Raw genomic sequence first — 15,207 nt, forward strand, 5'->3', positions numbered from 1 at the left:
TCGACTATCAGGCCAGGGTGATGCCGGTTTCAATGGAAATTAGGGTGTTCATTCTGGCTTGAAGATTGCTGATGAGGTCTTCGGGTGCATCGCGTCTGGTAAAGATGCGGCCGTCCAGCTGGATGACCCGCCGCATAATACGAAGGCTGTTGGTCAGAAAAAGGCCATCAGCCTTTTTTAGTTGATCTGAGGTCAGGCTATCTTCACTCAATTCATGGCCCCACTTTGAGGAATGTTCGAGCAATTGACCGCGCAGGATACCCGGCAGCACGCCGTCAGAAATGGGCGGGGTGACAATCTGATTGCCAAATACAGCAAAAAGATTGCCTATTGTGCTGCAAGTCGCCATTCCGCAGGTGTTGAGCATCAGGGCGTCGTCTGCCCCATGTCTCTCGGCTTCTTGGCTGGCCAAAATATTATCGAGATAGTTCAGGCTTTTGATGCGGGAGGTTGGTGACTGCTCATTGCGGCGGATGTTGCAGGTGATCAGTTTTGCCTCTTGATATGCCAAATTTGCGGGTAAGGGGGCAAGGCTTGCCAGTATGGTCGGGCTTTGATTTGGTGCTGGCAACAATCCGCGGCCACCGGAACCGCGTGTGACTGTTACCCTGAGTATAGAATTGGAACCTTGGCTGATTTCGCATAGTTTTTTGACACTCTCGGTGATTTGTTTGGTGTCGAGGGGGAGGCCGATTTCATTGGCGCTTTTAACTAGGCGTTTCTGATGCCGCTCCCACCATAGTGCGTGGCCGTTGAGGATTGGCAGGGTCTCGAATAGGCCGTCTCCCAACAGCAAACCTCGGTCTGTCACCGATATCATTGCTGCTTGGCTATCTTGATCCACGAAGCATTGACCATTGAGGCAGATAGCGTGAGATATAGCCCTTTTAGGATCTGGCTTTTGCATGAGTGATTTCCAGGAAATTGCGGATCAATTGATGACCACAGTCAGTGAGAATCGATTCTGGGTGGAATTGCATGCCAAAGGTCGGGTGAGAAACATGTTCAAGCGCCATGATTTCTCCTCTCTCTGAATGTGCCGTTGGTTTTAGGCTGTTTGGCATGGTTTCTGACGAGATGATTAAAGAATGATAACGTCCGACAGACAATGGCGAAGCGATATTTTCAAACAATGCACTTTGGGTATGGTTGATTAGGCTTGCGCGCCCATGCATCGGCTCAAGTGCTCGGGTGACCCGTGCCCCAAAGGCGCTGCCGATGGCTTGATGACCCAGACAAATACCCAGAATGGGTATGGTGCCTGAAAAGGCCTTTATCAGCTCGATCATGATGCCTGCGTCTTCTGGTCGTCCAGGGCCGGGTGAGAGAAGAATGGCGTCGGGGTTGAGGCGGGCGATGTCGTCAATGCTCAATGCGTCGTTTCGGTAGACGGCGATGGTTTCGCCCAGCTCTTCGCAGTAGCGCGACAGATTGAAGACAAAAGAATCATAATTATCGAGAATGAGGATCATCGGTCTGGGCTTTCCTCATCTTTCTCGGTTTTGTCGCGTTCCAGCCCAGCGCGTTCTTCTTCCACAGATGTCCCCAAGCTCTTGAAGATCGCTGCTGCTTTGTGCAGGGTTTCTTCATATTCGGCAGCAGGATCGGACAAGACGGTGATGCCGCCACCAACGCCGAAATGGACCAAGTCGTCCTTGAACGTGACGGTGCGAATGGCGATGTTGGTGTCCATCGTACCATCAAATCCGATATAACCGATGCTGCCGCAATAGACGCCGCGCGGCAGGTTTTCCAATGTGGTGATGATTTCCATTGATCTGATTTTAGGAGCGCCGGTGATCGAGCCTCCGGGGAAACAAGCCCCCAACAAGGCAACCGGCCCCATGCCTTGTTTCAAGTGGCCGATAACGACAGAAACCAAATGATGCACACGAGCATAGCTTTCAAGACGGCATAAGTCTGGCACTTTGACGCTATCCGGTTTGCAAACACGGGATAAGTCATTGCGCATAAGGTCGGTGATCATGACATTTTCGGCGCGGTCTTTGTCACTGTTTAACAGGTTTTTAGAGAGGACTTGATCTCTGACTGGATTGGTGAGATCTCGTGGCGCGGTGCCTTTGATCGGGCGGGTCTCTGCGTGGCCTGTTGCGTCTAGGGTTAGGAAACGTTCGGGAGAGCTGGAGGCGATCACATGGTCGCCACAGGCCAGATAGGCGGCGAATGGAGCGGGGTTTTCTTTGCGCAATTGCAGATAATAGGCCAACGGTGTCGCGGTTTCATATTTTGGAACCGAGGCCGAAAACCTCTGTGTGATGTTGGCCTGAAAGATATCGCCTTCTAAAATGTGATGGCGTGTTCGTTCTATCGCCTGTTGATAGCCAGAGCGTGAGAAATTGGATCGCCAGCCTTTGATGGGGGGCGTATTGTGTGGTGTTGGTGGTTTGGTGGCTGCGGCAGCCAGCTCAGAGCGAAACCAGTCTAGGCGCGCGCGGGCATGGGTCTGCTGTTTTTCTCCAGTGCAAGGCCAACCGGTAGAAATTATCCATGCACGGGCGGGGCTTGCGTTTGTTCCCCCGTCGGGGAAGTGATCTACAGCGAGGATAACGTCATAGAACGGCAGGTGGATATCATCAATCCGCTCATGCTCAAAATCTGTTGAAGGCAGTTTCTCAAGCAGCCGCCCCGCTTCATAGGAAATATATCCTATGGCGCCACCTTGGAAAGGTGGCAAGGATTCTTTGAGTGTTGGCTGGCTGTAGAGCTTTAATTGATTTTGAAGCGCGACAAATGGCGGGTCTTCAAAAGCTTTGCCGTTCCAGAATGCGCGCCCCATTGTTGCGCGGAATGTGCCAAAAGCAGAATAGGCGAGGTAAGAATAGCGCCCTAGGCTGGGTGAGCGATCCACGCTATCCAAAAACGCCAAATCTTGGTGATTCCGTAAATGTTGAAGCAAAGCTGCCGGATCAGTGAAAGGCACTTCTTCCACAAGGGGGCATGAAACAGGCTGCGCATGGTGCGTCTTGCTGATCTTTGTCATCATAGAATCAGGGCTGTTCAAGGCATCAGGGTTGACAGAAGCCTTTGTGCAGGACTTCAAGCACGTTGATAACAATAGGGCTGGCGATCGAATAATAAATGGTTGTGCCATCCCGTCGCGTGCTGACGATGCTTTGCGCACGCATCAAAGCCATGTGTTGAGACACGGTGGTCATGCGCAAGCCAGTTTTTTCTGCCAAAGTACCCACATTCTGCTCACCCTCAATAAGTTGGCAGAGGATCAAAAGCCGTGGACCTGAAGCCAGAAGCTTGAGAAAGTTTGCTGCTTCTTCAGAATTTTTTTCAAGATCTTGAATGTTCATTGTCAATTCCGCGGTCGGTTTGGGCAATCATTGTAACAGGAAGGTCTATAATGCGCTTGTGGTGGATGTGTCTGCTCGGTGAGAGAGACCGTGTTTATTAGAAACACCTAATCCTTATAGGTCAGTCACTATACTGAATGATAGGGCATAGTGAAGTGTTTTTCAGGGGCTTGATCGCTCATTGGCGCTGTATTATTCGCAAATTGATGGAAATTGGTAAATCTGGGTAATAAATTTGATCAATATTTTTTGTATTAGCCTGACTTCAATGCGGGATAAGTGCGCATTCTATACGTGGCTATACAGATTCGCACGTTGAGAAAACAATACCGGTGCTTGGGCGAGTTCTATAAAACCGGCGCTAAAAATGGAAAAGCTCCTGACAGAAATCTGACAGGAGCTTCCATGCGGCAAAGAGTGGGTGCGACTGGTTTAGACATAAATGCCTATGGGATGGGTTCTTTGCCGAATTCTCAATCTTGGGTCAATTCAGGGTCGATGCTCTGTTTGCTGTTTGAACGAAGCGCTCGGTGTCCTGCTTGTTGAAATTAACTTAAACACTTTGGGCTGAATGGAACCTGAGGTTGTCATTCATTTTCAATTCATATTGATGAATGGCGCTGTGCTTGTCGTTCGCCTTGACTGTGCCGGTAATAGGCCTGAGTAGGGACAACGCTGCCGGTGGAGTCGCTGCGGGAATAAAGCGCTCCATGGGTGCGAGCATTACCAAGCAAGTGGAAAGCCCGAGTATTTCTCTTGTGACGAACAAATGATCGGTTGACGACACTCATCATTTTCGCCATTGTGGCCGCCATGAAAACGGACCGCCTTACCAACTGCTCTATTATTGGTTTGATTATTATCCACTAGCACATTTGCTGGCTGGAGCCGTTTCGCACATCCCAAAACCTTAGAAACGATTTCCGGCCAACGCCTGATATGTGGGTGTATGATGCTGGCTGAATACCGTTGTGGCGCTGGTGCGTCCGTATATGCGTTTAAATGACCTGCAGATTTTGCGGGAATGATAACTGGGAATGGGTCTATGACCAAACATGCCGAACCGCTGACTTTGATGCTTTACAATACAATGACAAAGCAGAAGGAAGTCTTTTCGCCGATTGATCCTGACAATGTGCGCATGTATGTCTGTGGTCCGACCGTTTACGACACCGCTCACATCGGCAATGCCCGTCCTGTGGTGGTGTTTGACATGCTGTTTCGCTTGCTCAACCATGTTTATGGAAAGAGCCATGTCACCTATGTGCGCAACATCACTGATGTGGATGACAAGATCAACGCACGGGCTGCCGAGCGTGGTATTTCGATCCGTGAACTGACGGATGAAACCACAGCGGTTTATCACGCCGATATGGATGCTTTGGGGGCCCTGCGTCCAACCATCGAGCCACGTGCGACTGAGCATATCGACGACATGTTGGCCATGATCGGCACGTTGGTTGAGAAGGGCAATGCCTACGCCGCTGAAGGCCATGTGCTGTTTGCTGTCGATAGCATGGATGACTATGGCAAGTTGTCCGGCCGTTCCATTGACGACATGATCGCCGGCGCCCGCGTTGAAGTGGCCCCATATAAGCGCAATCCTATGGATTTTGTCCTGTGGAAACCTTCTAAGGAAGGCGAGCCAAGCTGGCCAAGCCCATGGGGTGAAGGACGCCCGGGCTGGCATATTGAATGTTCGGCCATGAGTGAAAAGCATTTGGGTGAGACATTTGATATTCATGGCGGCGGGATTGATTTGGCGTTCCCTCATCATGAGAACGAAATCGCGCAGTCTCGCTGTGCCCATGGCAACAAGACGATGGCTAACATTTGGATGCACAATGGCTTTGTTCAGGTTGAGGGCGAGAAAATGTCCAAATCTCTGGGCAATTTCACCACCGTGCATGACTTGATTGATCAATGGCCCGGCGAAGCAATTCGTCTTGCCTTGTTGGCGACCCATTACACCAAGCCGTTCAACTGGACAGCGGACGGTGTCCGGGAAGCCAAAAAAATGCTTGATCAATGGTATGCGCTGACGGCCGATATCGATGCGTCCGAGCCTGATGCTGCTGTGGTCGCTGCGTTGGCGGATGATCTCAATACGCCCAAGGCCTTTGCTGAATTGCATAGTTTGCGTACTAGGGCTCAAGCGGGTGACAAGAAAGCTGCGGCCTCTCTCAAAGCATCTTTACAGCAGTTGATGGGGGTTCTGGCTCAAGATCCCGTAGAATGGGCGAACTGGAGAGCTGCCAATGCCGGCACTGTCGACTATGCCGCCATTCAGGTGCTCATTGATGAACGCCTGGATGCTCGCAACAACAAAGACTTTGCCAAGTCCGACGAACTGAGAGATCAGTTGGTTGCCTTGGGGGTTGTGTTGATGGACAGCAAGGACAAAAAGACCGGACTGTTCACCACAGAATGGAATATGGGAAAGTAAACCCTTCACACACGATGGTTGGGGGTGCGATTTATCCCCGACAAAGCTTCATATCAAATCGCATTCAGGATCCATTAGCATGACAAAAGAACGTCTTTATCTGTTCGATACCACCCTGCGGGATGGTGCTCAGACCAACGGCCTAGATTTCAGCGTTGAAGACAAAATTGTGATTGCCGGTATTCTGGATGAATTGGGCGTTGATTTTGTTGAGGGGGGGTACCCTGGTGCCAATCCAACAGATGATCAGTTTTTTGAGAAAAAACGCACGCAAAAAGCCGCCTTTACTGCCTTTGGCATGACCAAGAGAGCCGGACGTTCGGTAGAGAATGATCCCGGCGTACAGGCGTTGATCAACTCTGCTTCGGATGCTGTTTGCTTTGTAGCCAAAAGCTGGGATTATCACGTCGACGTTGCGCTGGGCTGCACCAACGAAGAAAATCTTGAAGGCATTGCTGAATCGGTTAAAGCCGTGATCAATGCAGGCAAGGTGGCACTGGTTGATTGTGAGCATTTCTTTGATGGTTATAAGGCTAACCGTGACTATGCGCTGTCATGCGCAAAAACGGCTTATGATGCCGGTGCCCGTTGGGTTGTGTTGTGCGATACCAATGGTGGCACATTGACTCATGAAATCCACGACATTGTTCAAGATGTTATGACCGTGGTGCCGGGCTCTCACGTTGGCATTCATGCACATAATGACACCGAGCAAGCGGTCGCCAATTCATTGGCCGCTGTACGGGCCGGTGCTCGCCAGATTCAAGGTACGTTGAATGGCATTGGTGAGCGCTGTGGCAATGCCAATCTGATTTCTCTCATTCCAACCTTGAAACTGAAAGATGAATTTGCAGAGCATTTTGAAATTGGTGTGTCCGATGAAGGTCTGGCCAATTTGACATCGGTTTCGCGCCAGTTTGATGAGTTGCTTAATCAATCGCCAGACCGGCATCAGCCCTATGTGGGGGCGAGCGCTTTCGCCACCAAGGCAGGCATTCATGCATCGGCCATTTTGAAAGACCCCCATACCTATGAGCATGTTGCCCCCGACATTGTGGGCAATCAACGCAAAGTATTGGTTTCTGATCAGGCTGGACTGTCCAACTTGATGGAAGAGCTGAAGCGGATGGGCATCGAAGCGGATAAAAAAGATCCGCGTCTGGTCGACCTTCTTGCCAGAGTTAAAGAGCGCGAAGCCGTTGGCTATTCCTATGAAGGTGCGGGTGCTTCTCTTGAGCTTCTGGCGCGTCGGCATTTGGGGTCTGTGCCTGAGTATTTCACTGTTGAAAGTTTCCGCGTCGGGGTCGAGCGACGCTATAACGCTTTGGGTGAGTTGGTTTCCATGTCCGAAGCGGTGGTCAAAATCAACATTGATGGCGAGACACGGATGTCGGTGGCTGAAGGCAAAGGCCCGATAAATGCGCTGGATATCGCCCTGCGCAAGGATCTGGGGCATCTTCAGGAGAGTATCGCCAGTTTGGAGCTGGTTGATTATAAAGTGCGCATTCTAAATGGTGGTACTGGTGCGATAACGCGTGTTTTGATTGAAAGCTGTGACGGTGCAGGGCATCGCTGGTTTACAGTCGGGGTTTCCGAGAATATTGTGGATGCTTCTTTTCAGGCTTTGGTCGATTCCGTCACCTTCAAGCTTTTTAAATATCCCTAAATTTCAGGTGTTGGCAGGTGGTGCCTGCCCGACAACAGAATCGAGCCGATGTGAGCCAACCTTCTGATTTTTCAGGTGAGCAGCCTGCTAATGGGCCTACGTCTTATGGCGACCGGTCGGACAAAGAGGCCCGGCTTGGGGTGTTGGCCGCTTTTGCAGCCTACGGCTCTTGGGGTACACTGACGCTCTATTATGCTGCGCTATCGCATGTGCCTTCTATTGAGGTGGTGGCCAACAGGGTGTCATGGTCGCTGCTACTGCTGGGGCTGTTTTTTCTGGTGCGCAAACGCTGGGGTGAAGTCTGGTTGGCCTTGATAAACCCCAAAGTATTTTGGGTGTTGCTGGCAACCAGTGTACTGATTTCCATCAATTGGTTGACCTATATCTGGGCCGTAAGTGTCGGCCATGCGACAGAAGCCAGCCTTGGATATTTTATTGTACCGCTTCTCAATGTTGCGATGGGATATGTTTTTCTGTCAGAGCGCCTGTCCCGGCTGCAAATCGCTGCGATTATTCTGGCGGTGGCCGCCATATTGTTGCAGCTGGTTTTGCTGGGCACGCTACCGGTGGTGTCACTCGTTGTAGCTTTTACATTTGGCACTTACGGCTATTTGCGCAAAATTGTGCCAGTGGGGCCCAATTTGGGGCTGTTGATTGAGCTGCTGTTTGTTGCGCCCTTTGCGATCAGCTATGTGATTTATGTTCAAATGACCGGTGAGGGGCATTTATCCATTGCTGACCCGACGACAAGTTTGTTGCTGTTGTTTACGGGCGTGGTGACCTACTTGCCTTTGATGTGGTTTTCAGCTGGCGCCAAACGCCTCAGACTTTCAACGCTTGGGATCATGCAATATATGAATCCGACCATTCAATTTTTGATCGCTGTTTTTGTACTGCAAGAAGATGTCTCAATGAGCAAACTGGCAACGTTTGCGCTTATCTGGCTGTCTGTGCTTGTGTATTCCTACGATGCGATTTTATCGTCGCGGCAGCGTCGGAATGAACGCGCACTGCAAGCCTAATTGTGCGTCACGCCTAGTCCCGATGGGGGATGAGGAGCCAAATGGATCCGGCTAAAAGCAATAATCCTGCAACGCGGCGCAAGTCTATTGGTTGAGGTTCTTGACCGGTCAAACCAAAACAGTCCGCGATAAGCGCAAGCAGCATTTGGCCGAATATGATCAATGCGACGGCCGCAGCGGGGCTGATCTTTGCAAAGGCAAAGGCTGATCCTGTTACGATGATGACGCCCGCCAGACCACCCAATAACATTAGCACGATGCGCATGCCGCCAAGCGGAGCGATGGTTAGATGACCCGTGGGAAAAAGCATTGCGAGAAACAGTACCGCCAGCAAGCCACCTGCCACATACATCACCAATCCGGTACTGATGGCATTGTCTGCCAAGCTGACACGGGCCCCTAGAATCCCTTGGAATCCGACGACCAGTCCAACGATCAAAGCGGTTATCATTCCGTAAATGGCAATCTGGTTCATCGGGGCCTCAAAGGGTGCTTGTGAGTTCTGTCGGCTCATATGAAGGCATTGTTGCCATCCTATAAGCCACATTGAAGCCCTATACCCAAAGCATCCGACTTGCCGTGCGGCATATCAATTCGTTGTCAATTTGGCATCAATGCATGTGGATAGGATCTCAATACGAGATCGTTTGTCCGCAAGTCTGCTCATCTAGAAACGTTTGAGATCGTGCCCTTCACTCTCATCAATGAAGGCCGTGTCAGGCAGCGCTTTGGCTGCATCAATCAACAGTGAGACCATTTCTTCTGGTTTAGACGTGGATAGGAAGGAGACTTCCATTCCCGAACGAATAAACTCTTCTTCGCGCATATGATCCAGCAGCCGCATGAGGGGATCCCAAAAGCCATTGATATTGGCGAGAAGTACTGGTTTTTTGTGGCGGCCCAACTGGGCCCATGTGAGCATCTCAACCAACTCTTCCAATGTTCCGATGCCGCCGGGAAGAGCAATGAACGCCTGAGCGCTTTCAAACATTTTGCGTTTGCGCTCATGCATGTCTTCGGTAACGATCAGTTCCTGAACTGCATCTAACATGACTTCCCGCTCTTGCAGGAAGCCGGGTATGATTCCCGTGACCTTGCCACCATTGTCGAGGACGCTTTTTGCGGTGATGCCCATCAGGCCGACAGACCCGCCACCATAAACAAGGTCTATGCCTTGGTTCGCCATGTCGCGGCCGAGAAGACGCGCAGCTTCAGAATAAGCGGTATCGTTGCCGCGACCAGAGCCGCAATAAACGCAGATTTTTTTCAAAATAGCCATAAAATCTATGTGGCATTGGTTGCGAGTTCCGTCAAGGCAAATACGAACCTATCCCCGAAGCGTCGGGGAGTCGGCGGCTCCATGAGGGGAGACGAGGGCAATCAGAACAATGTTTTTGTTCTTTATTGCTCAAAAAGTGAGTCGCGGAAATGCCGCGATTGTGCTCTATAAGGGCTATATCTTGCCCATAGCGCAAAAAAGGGCTATTTCTCAGCATAAGTATTGAGAGAATCTCTCGTTTACGAGATGGTGACGGCAAAAAATGCGATTTGTCTTGGCAATTTCCCCAAGCTTGCTCATTTGCGGTGCAAATGCGCGATAAACAGCCGTTTTATTGCGGAAAATTGTGATAGGCATAGGCCACTGGATGGCAAAAAAGAAGTGTGATTAAAGAATGAACCCACTTGTTCTACTACTCGCCGTTGGCGGTGGCATCGCCGCAGTCACTGCTGGAGTTGTCGTGTTTGGTGATCAACTCGGTTTTGGGGACGAAGCTAAAGTGTCCACTCCACCGGCTGCAGTTCTGACCGCGCCTGTTGAGGCACCCAAAATTACTGAGATAAAGCCTGATGTTGCCGTCGATGTAACAGAAACAGGGCCTGCTGATGACCCCGTTCCTGAAAGCAAAGTGCCATCGTTTGATATTGTGCGCGTTCAGCCAGATGGTCAGACATTGGTGGCGGGCAAAGCCAGTCCTGGTTGGAAAGTTGAACTGAAGAACGGTGATGCCGTGATTTCCAGCGCTGTGGCAAATGACACCGGTGAATGGGTCATGGTGTTGGAGGAGGCGCTGAATGAAGGTGTTTCCGACCTTTCATTGTCAGCGGTGTCCAAGGACAATTCAAACACACTAACTTCGTCGAGCAATGTGACCGTGGCATTGCCTGAAGATGGCAAAGGCGAGCTTCTTGTTGTCGAGACCGAGCCGGGTCAAGCCTCAAAGGTTTTGGCCAAGATTGCCAAATCAACGTCTCAAGTTGAAACGGTTGCTGAAACTCCTGTCGTTGCAGCTGTTGATGATACCAAGTCAGTTGTCGCTGAAGTCGAGCAAGTGGTGGAACCTGTCGCAGAAAGCATCGAAAAAACTGTCAAAGACGTTGCTAGCCCGTCAGAAAATGCTGAAACAATCGCGAAGGTCGAGGATGCCATCCCACCCGCAGTTGAAGTGGTTGAACCTTTGGCGGCAGAACCAGTTGAGCCAGCTTCCGATCCTGTTGTTGCCTCCAATGAGGCCGAGACAGTGGCTGAGCCCGTTGTTCCGACAATAAAGCCAGACGTCATAGAGCCGGTTGATAAGGCCGAGGCTCCTGAGCAAAAGCCCGAAGCATCCAAATCAATGGTCGTTTCTATTGAAGCGGTTGAATTGGAAGGGGATGTCTTGTTTGTCGCTGGCGCTGCAGAGCCAGCCGGATCTGCCGTTCGTCTCTATGTTAATAATCGCGCTATTTCCGATAGCAAAAGCGGAGAGACTGGTCGGTTCTTGTTTGACGGTAAGTTGAGTTTGGAGCCCGGTACACATCAGGCGCGGGTTGATTTGTTTGATCCCAAAACTGGTTCTGTCGCGACACGCGCTGAAGTAACATTCTCCAAAAAACAAGCTCCTTTGGCTGCTGTCAGCGGGGAAGGGGCGGCGGAAACGCCCGAACCGGATCAGGGTGCGGCATATGCTGTTTCTGAAGAGGTGAAGCTCAAGAAAGTCATTATTCGTCGCGGCGACAATCTGTGGGAGATTGCCCGTCGGGTGTATGGTGCCGGTATTCGCTACTCCACGATTTATGACAGCAATGCGTCTCAGATTCGCAATCCCCATTGGATCTATCCGGGGCAAGTTTTTGAATTGCCGCAGGGTGAGGCTGATTGGGAAACAAACTTTGATGCGATCGAAGATGCGCCGGAAACGAAGCAATCTGCTGGTGCCAGCGAACAAGTTGCCCAATAGGGCGCGTTGCGTTCGGTTGGGTCGCTGAAATGGTGAAGCAAAATATGGAGCGGCTCGGAAAAATCCGGGCCGCTTTTTTGTGCGAGTTCATCGTATTTTTTCGATGAACTCTTGCTATGTGCAATGATTTGGTCTATTTATCGCACAATTACGATGAAGACTGTTTCTTACGCCCCACCTCAAAACCAATATCTCAACGATTGGACACATGATGCGTGATACGCGCCTCAGTTCTATCCCTCTGGAAATGGACCTAACAGAGCCGCAGAACGCGTGTTGTTCGAATGTGGAAGATTTGGCATTGGCCTACAAAGCTTTGTCGCATCCAGTTCGGTTGATGATTCTGTCCAAGATAGGTAAGCAAAGCAGCCGTTGTTGCGGTGATATTTGCTCTGCGTTGCCTTTGGCTCAATCGACGGTGTCCCAACATCTGAAGGTTTTGCGAGAGTGTGGATTCATCGAATTGGAAACGGCAGGACAGCAGTCTCACTATCGGATCAACCAAGAGAAAATCAAATGGCTCTCCTCAGCCAATGATCTTTTCTTCGCACAATTTGGCTCTCACGAGCCGTCTGATTGAAGGCGATATCTGACAGACCAATTTCGAATAGAATGCGCGGTTGCATGCCGCCAACCTCAGGACCAAGTATTTATGGTGCAAACACCCCCTATCGCTAAACCGGCAGGCACTAAGGCCAAAAGCGTTGATGCAGAAGCGTCCGCATTTGGAACCCTACGCAATCTGTGGCCTTATATCTGGCCAACAAATCGTTCAGATTTAAAGACAAGGGTGGCGGTCGCTATGATTGCCATGGTTTTTGGCAAGGCCGTCAATGTGCTAACACCCTATTTGTTCAAATGGTCGACTGACTCCTTGACGCAACCCAATGCAGCTGACGGCGTTGGCATGATTGCATGGTTGAGCATTCCAATCATGCTGGTCGCCGCCTATGGTGTGGGGCGGATCTTGAATGTCGGCTTTGATCAGATGCGCGATGCTTTGTTTGCTCGTGTTGGGCAATATGCGGTACGCAATCTGTCGAATGAAACATTCCGGCATATGCATAACCTGTCATTGAGGTTTCACTTGCAGCGCCGCACGGGGGGCTTGTCTCGGATCATTGAGCGCGGCACCAAGGGCATTGAGTCTGTTGTGCGGCATACGATCCTCAATGCATTTCCGACACTGTTGCAATTCATCTTTATGGCAATCGTCATCGCCTATGAATTCGACTTCGTTTATCTGCTGGTTGTCGTGGTAATGGTGGTGGTCTTCGTGGTTTTTTCCGCGAAGGTGAGTTCTTGGCGGATTGATATCCGGCGCAAGATGAACGAGTCCGACAATGATGCACATTCTAAAGCGGTCGACAGTTTGTTGAATTTCGAGACCGTCAAGTATTTCGGCAACGAAGAGCGTGAAGCAACGCGGTTTGACAAATCTATGGCCGTTTATGAGAAGAATGCCATTCGTACATGGGTTTCTTTGGCTTGGTTGAACTTTGGCCAGATCACGGTCTTTTCTATTGGCATGGCCGTGTGTATGGCGCTTTCGGCGCGGGCGGTGATCGATGGCACGCAAACGGTTGGCGACTTTGTACTGATTAATGCGCTTTTGATGCAGCTGTTCATTCCGCTCAACTTTTTCGGTTTCATGCATCGCGAGATCAAACAAGGTTTGGTGGATTTGGAAGCCATGTTTGAGTTGATGCGCCAACCTGCTGAAGTGATCGATAAGACTGACGCTGCGCCCCTTGCTGTGTCTGGTGGGGCTGTGCGGTTTGACAATGTGTCTTTTCATTATGATGCTGACAGGCCAATCCTGAAGGGGGTTAGCTTTGAGGTGCCTGCAGGGAAAACTGTTGCAATTGTCGGGCCGTCCGGTGCGGGTAAATCGACCATCTCAAGGTTGCTGTTCCGTTTTTATGATGTAACCGATGGCTCTATCACCATCGACGGGCAAGATCTGAGAGACGTGCAGCAGCAGAGCCTGCGGCATAATATTGGAATGGTGCCACAAGACACGGTGCTGTTTAACGACACGCTTTTGTATAATATCGGCTATGGACGTCCTGATGCGGAGCAAAGTGAAATTGTCGAAGCTGCTCGACTGGCTCAAGTCTCAGATTTCATCGCCAGCTTGCCAGCCGGTTTCCAAACCGAGGTCGGGGAGCGTGGTTTGAAGTTGTCAGGTGGTGAAAAGCAGCGTGTGGCTATTGCGCGAACCATTCTCAAAGCGCCACCTATCCTGGTGCTTGATGAGGCGACGTCTGCATTGGATAGTCATACAGAACAAGAAATTCAAACCGCTCTGGATGAAGTATCGCAAAATCGGACTACGGTTGTGATTGCACACCGGTTGTCGACTGTCATCGGTGCTGATGAGATCATTGTTCTTGAAGCGGGCAAAATCCGTGAACGTGGTCGGCATGCGGATCTGCTGGAACAAGGCGGGTTATATGCGTCTATGTGGGATCGTCAGCGTGAAGCCAGTGAAGCACAAGAGCGTTTGCGGCAGGCAATGCAGGGCGATGAATTCGGGTTCTTGCCAAGCCATGATCGAGAGATTGAAAAGATTGACTAGGCGATTCAAGATTATGGAATAATAAATAAAAAGCCGTGATAATTCATAAGATTATCACGGCTTTCTCATTTTTTGATTCCGGTGGCGCCTTTTGGGTGAAATGCGCAAACAAACCGATGTAAGTAATTGATAACTAATATAACGATGGGACATGAACGACGTTATGTTAGTCGATCAGCGGGCTTCCGTAGTCTTTCCAGCTTTTGGATGGGTAATTGAACATTCGGCCGTGGCCTGTACAGGCGGGCACCAGACAATCAACAATATAGGGAGCCAATTCGCTTGGGTGGGGCAGGGTTTTTGGATCTTCCCCTGGAACGGCTTTGGCGCGCATACCGGTGCGTGTCGGGCCGGGATTGAAACAATTTACGCGCATATTGGTTTGTTCGGTTTCACCTGCGTAGGTGCGTACAAGGGCTTCAAGGCCAGCCTTGGATACGGAATAAACACCCCAGTATGGTTTGCATTTGTGTGGAGAACCGGAGGTCATGAACAGGGCGCGACCTGCATCTGACTGTCGTAGTAAAGGGTCGAATGAACGAATAAGGCGCCAATTGGCCGTCAGATTCACACCCAAAACCTTGTCCCAGTCTTTTACAGGATCTGCATGGCCCAACGGCGTGACAGCACCGAGCAAACCGGCATTGGCAAACAATATGTCGAGTTTGCCCCACCGCTCAAAGATAGCGGCACCAAGGCGATCTATGCCTTCATAATCCATCAGGTCAAGCGGCACGAGCGTGGTGGCGCCACCAAAGGCCTTGATTGCATCATCAAGCTCTTCCAATGCGCCAACTGTTTTGGCAACAGCAATGATATGCGCACCTTCGCGTGCGAGGGCGATTGCTGCTTGCCAGCCAATGCCCCGTGATGCGCCTGTCACTACAGCCACACGTCCTTCAAGACGTTTTTCTGTCATGTCGTCTGTCTTTCTTTTGGCACGCCCTGTCT

13 protein-coding genes are annotated in these 15,207 nt (G+C 50.6%); 6 read left to right on the forward strand and 7 right to left on the reverse strand.

Annotated features, from left to right (window positions below; translation table 11 throughout):
* Nucleotides 1-7: 7 nt before the first annotated feature.
* Genes C0081_RS08490 through C0081_RS08505 form a run of 4 tightly spaced genes read right to left on the reverse strand, consistent with a single transcriptional unit; the run spans nt 8 to nt 3,323 of the window.
* Nucleotides 8-907: an aminotransferase class IV gene (locus tag C0081_RS08490; RefSeq protein ID WP_101533389.1), complete on the reverse strand. Its 900-nt coding sequence runs from the start codon at nt 905-907 to the stop codon at nt 8-10.
* The gene (locus C0081_RS08495; protein WP_101533390.1) at nt 888-1,472 is read right to left on the reverse strand and encodes an anthranilate synthase component II; all 585 of its coding nucleotides are present in this window, start codon (nt 1,470-1,472) and stop codon (nt 888-890) included. Before C0081_RS08495 ends, C0081_RS08490 begins: the two co-directional genes overlap by 20 nt.
* Entirely contained in the window at nt 1,469-3,004 is a 1,536-nt protein-coding gene (gene pabB, locus C0081_RS08500) for an aminodeoxychorismate synthase component I (RefSeq protein WP_245417892.1), read from the reverse strand. The genes C0081_RS08495 and pabB overlap by 4 nt, the downstream gene beginning before the upstream one ends.
* 22 nt (nt 3,005-3,026) lie before the next feature.
* Nucleotides 3,027-3,323, reverse strand: a complete 297-nt coding sequence (locus C0081_RS08505; RefSeq protein WP_101533391.1) for an ArsR/SmtB family transcription factor — start codon at nt 3,321-3,323, stop codon at nt 3,027-3,029.
* A gap of 1,045 nt (nt 3,324-4,368) precedes the next feature.
* On the opposite strand from C0081_RS08505, the gene cysS reads away from it, so the two are divergent.
* From cysS to rarD, 3 genes are all read left to right on the forward strand, one after another.
* On the forward strand, nt 4,369-5,769 hold the full coding sequence (gene cysS / locus C0081_RS08510; RefSeq protein ID WP_101533392.1) for a cysteine--tRNA ligase: 1,401 nt from the start codon (nt 4,369-4,371) through the stop codon (nt 5,767-5,769).
* A gap of 79 nt (nt 5,770-5,848) precedes the next feature.
* Complete coding sequence (cimA, locus tag C0081_RS08515; RefSeq protein ID WP_101533393.1) at nt 5,849-7,435, forward strand: citramalate synthase; 1,587 nt, start codon at nt 5,849-5,851, stop codon at nt 7,433-7,435.
* A gap of 20 nt (nt 7,436-7,455) precedes the next feature.
* Nucleotides 7,456-8,457 (forward strand): EamA family transporter RarD, encoded by a 1,002-nt coding sequence (gene rarD / locus C0081_RS08520; protein WP_180966813.1) that lies wholly within the window; start codon nt 7,456-7,458, stop codon nt 8,455-8,457.
* A gap of 13 nt (nt 8,458-8,470) precedes the next feature.
* On the opposite strand, the gene C0081_RS08525 is transcribed toward rarD, so the two are convergent.
* Both C0081_RS08525 and C0081_RS08530 read right to left on the reverse strand, forming a co-directional pair.
* Nucleotides 8,471-8,932 carry a DMT family transporter gene (locus C0081_RS08525; protein WP_180966814.1) on the reverse strand — a complete coding sequence of 154 codons (462 nt, stop codon included), beginning with the start codon at nt 8,930-8,932 and terminating at the stop codon, nt 8,471-8,473.
* Between the two features lie 192 nt (nt 8,933-9,124).
* On the reverse strand, nt 9,125-9,736 hold the full coding sequence (locus C0081_RS08530) for an LOG family protein (protein ID WP_101533396.1): 612 nt from the start codon (nt 9,734-9,736) through the stop codon (nt 9,125-9,127).
* A 394-nt stretch (nt 9,737-10,130) separates the two neighbouring features.
* On the opposite strand from C0081_RS08530, the gene C0081_RS08535 reads away from it, so the two are divergent.
* The 3 genes from C0081_RS08535 (at nt 10,131) to C0081_RS08545 (ending at nt 14,256) form a co-directional block, all read left to right on the forward strand.
* The gene (locus C0081_RS08535; protein ID WP_101533397.1) at nt 10,131-11,675 is read left to right on the forward strand and encodes a LysM peptidoglycan-binding domain-containing protein; all 1,545 of its coding nucleotides are present in this window, start codon (nt 10,131-10,133) and stop codon (nt 11,673-11,675) included.
* Between the two features lie 208 nt (nt 11,676-11,883).
* Nucleotides 11,884-12,255, forward strand: coding sequence for an ArsR/SmtB family transcription factor (locus C0081_RS08540; RefSeq protein ID WP_101533398.1), 372 nt, complete (start codon nt 11,884-11,886; stop codon nt 12,253-12,255).
* Between the two features lie 72 nt (nt 12,256-12,327).
* Nucleotides 12,328-14,256, forward strand: a complete 1,929-nt coding sequence (locus C0081_RS08545) for an ABCB family ABC transporter ATP-binding protein/permease (protein WP_101533399.1) — start codon at nt 12,328-12,330, stop codon at nt 14,254-14,256.
* Nucleotides 14,257-14,422: 166 nt separating this feature from the next.
* Here the strand turns inward: C0081_RS08545 and C0081_RS08550 are convergent, their stop codons facing one another.
* The gene (locus tag C0081_RS08550) at nt 14,423-15,175 is read right to left on the reverse strand and encodes an SDR family NAD(P)-dependent oxidoreductase (RefSeq protein ID WP_101533400.1); all 753 of its coding nucleotides are present in this window, start codon (nt 15,173-15,175) and stop codon (nt 14,423-14,425) included.
* Between the last annotated feature and the right edge of the window lie 32 nt (nt 15,176-15,207).

Source organism: Cohaesibacter celericrescens, from assembly GCF_002866925.1.
GTDB classification, from domain to species: Bacteria; Pseudomonadota; Alphaproteobacteria; order Rhizobiales; family Cohaesibacteraceae; genus Cohaesibacter; species Cohaesibacter celericrescens.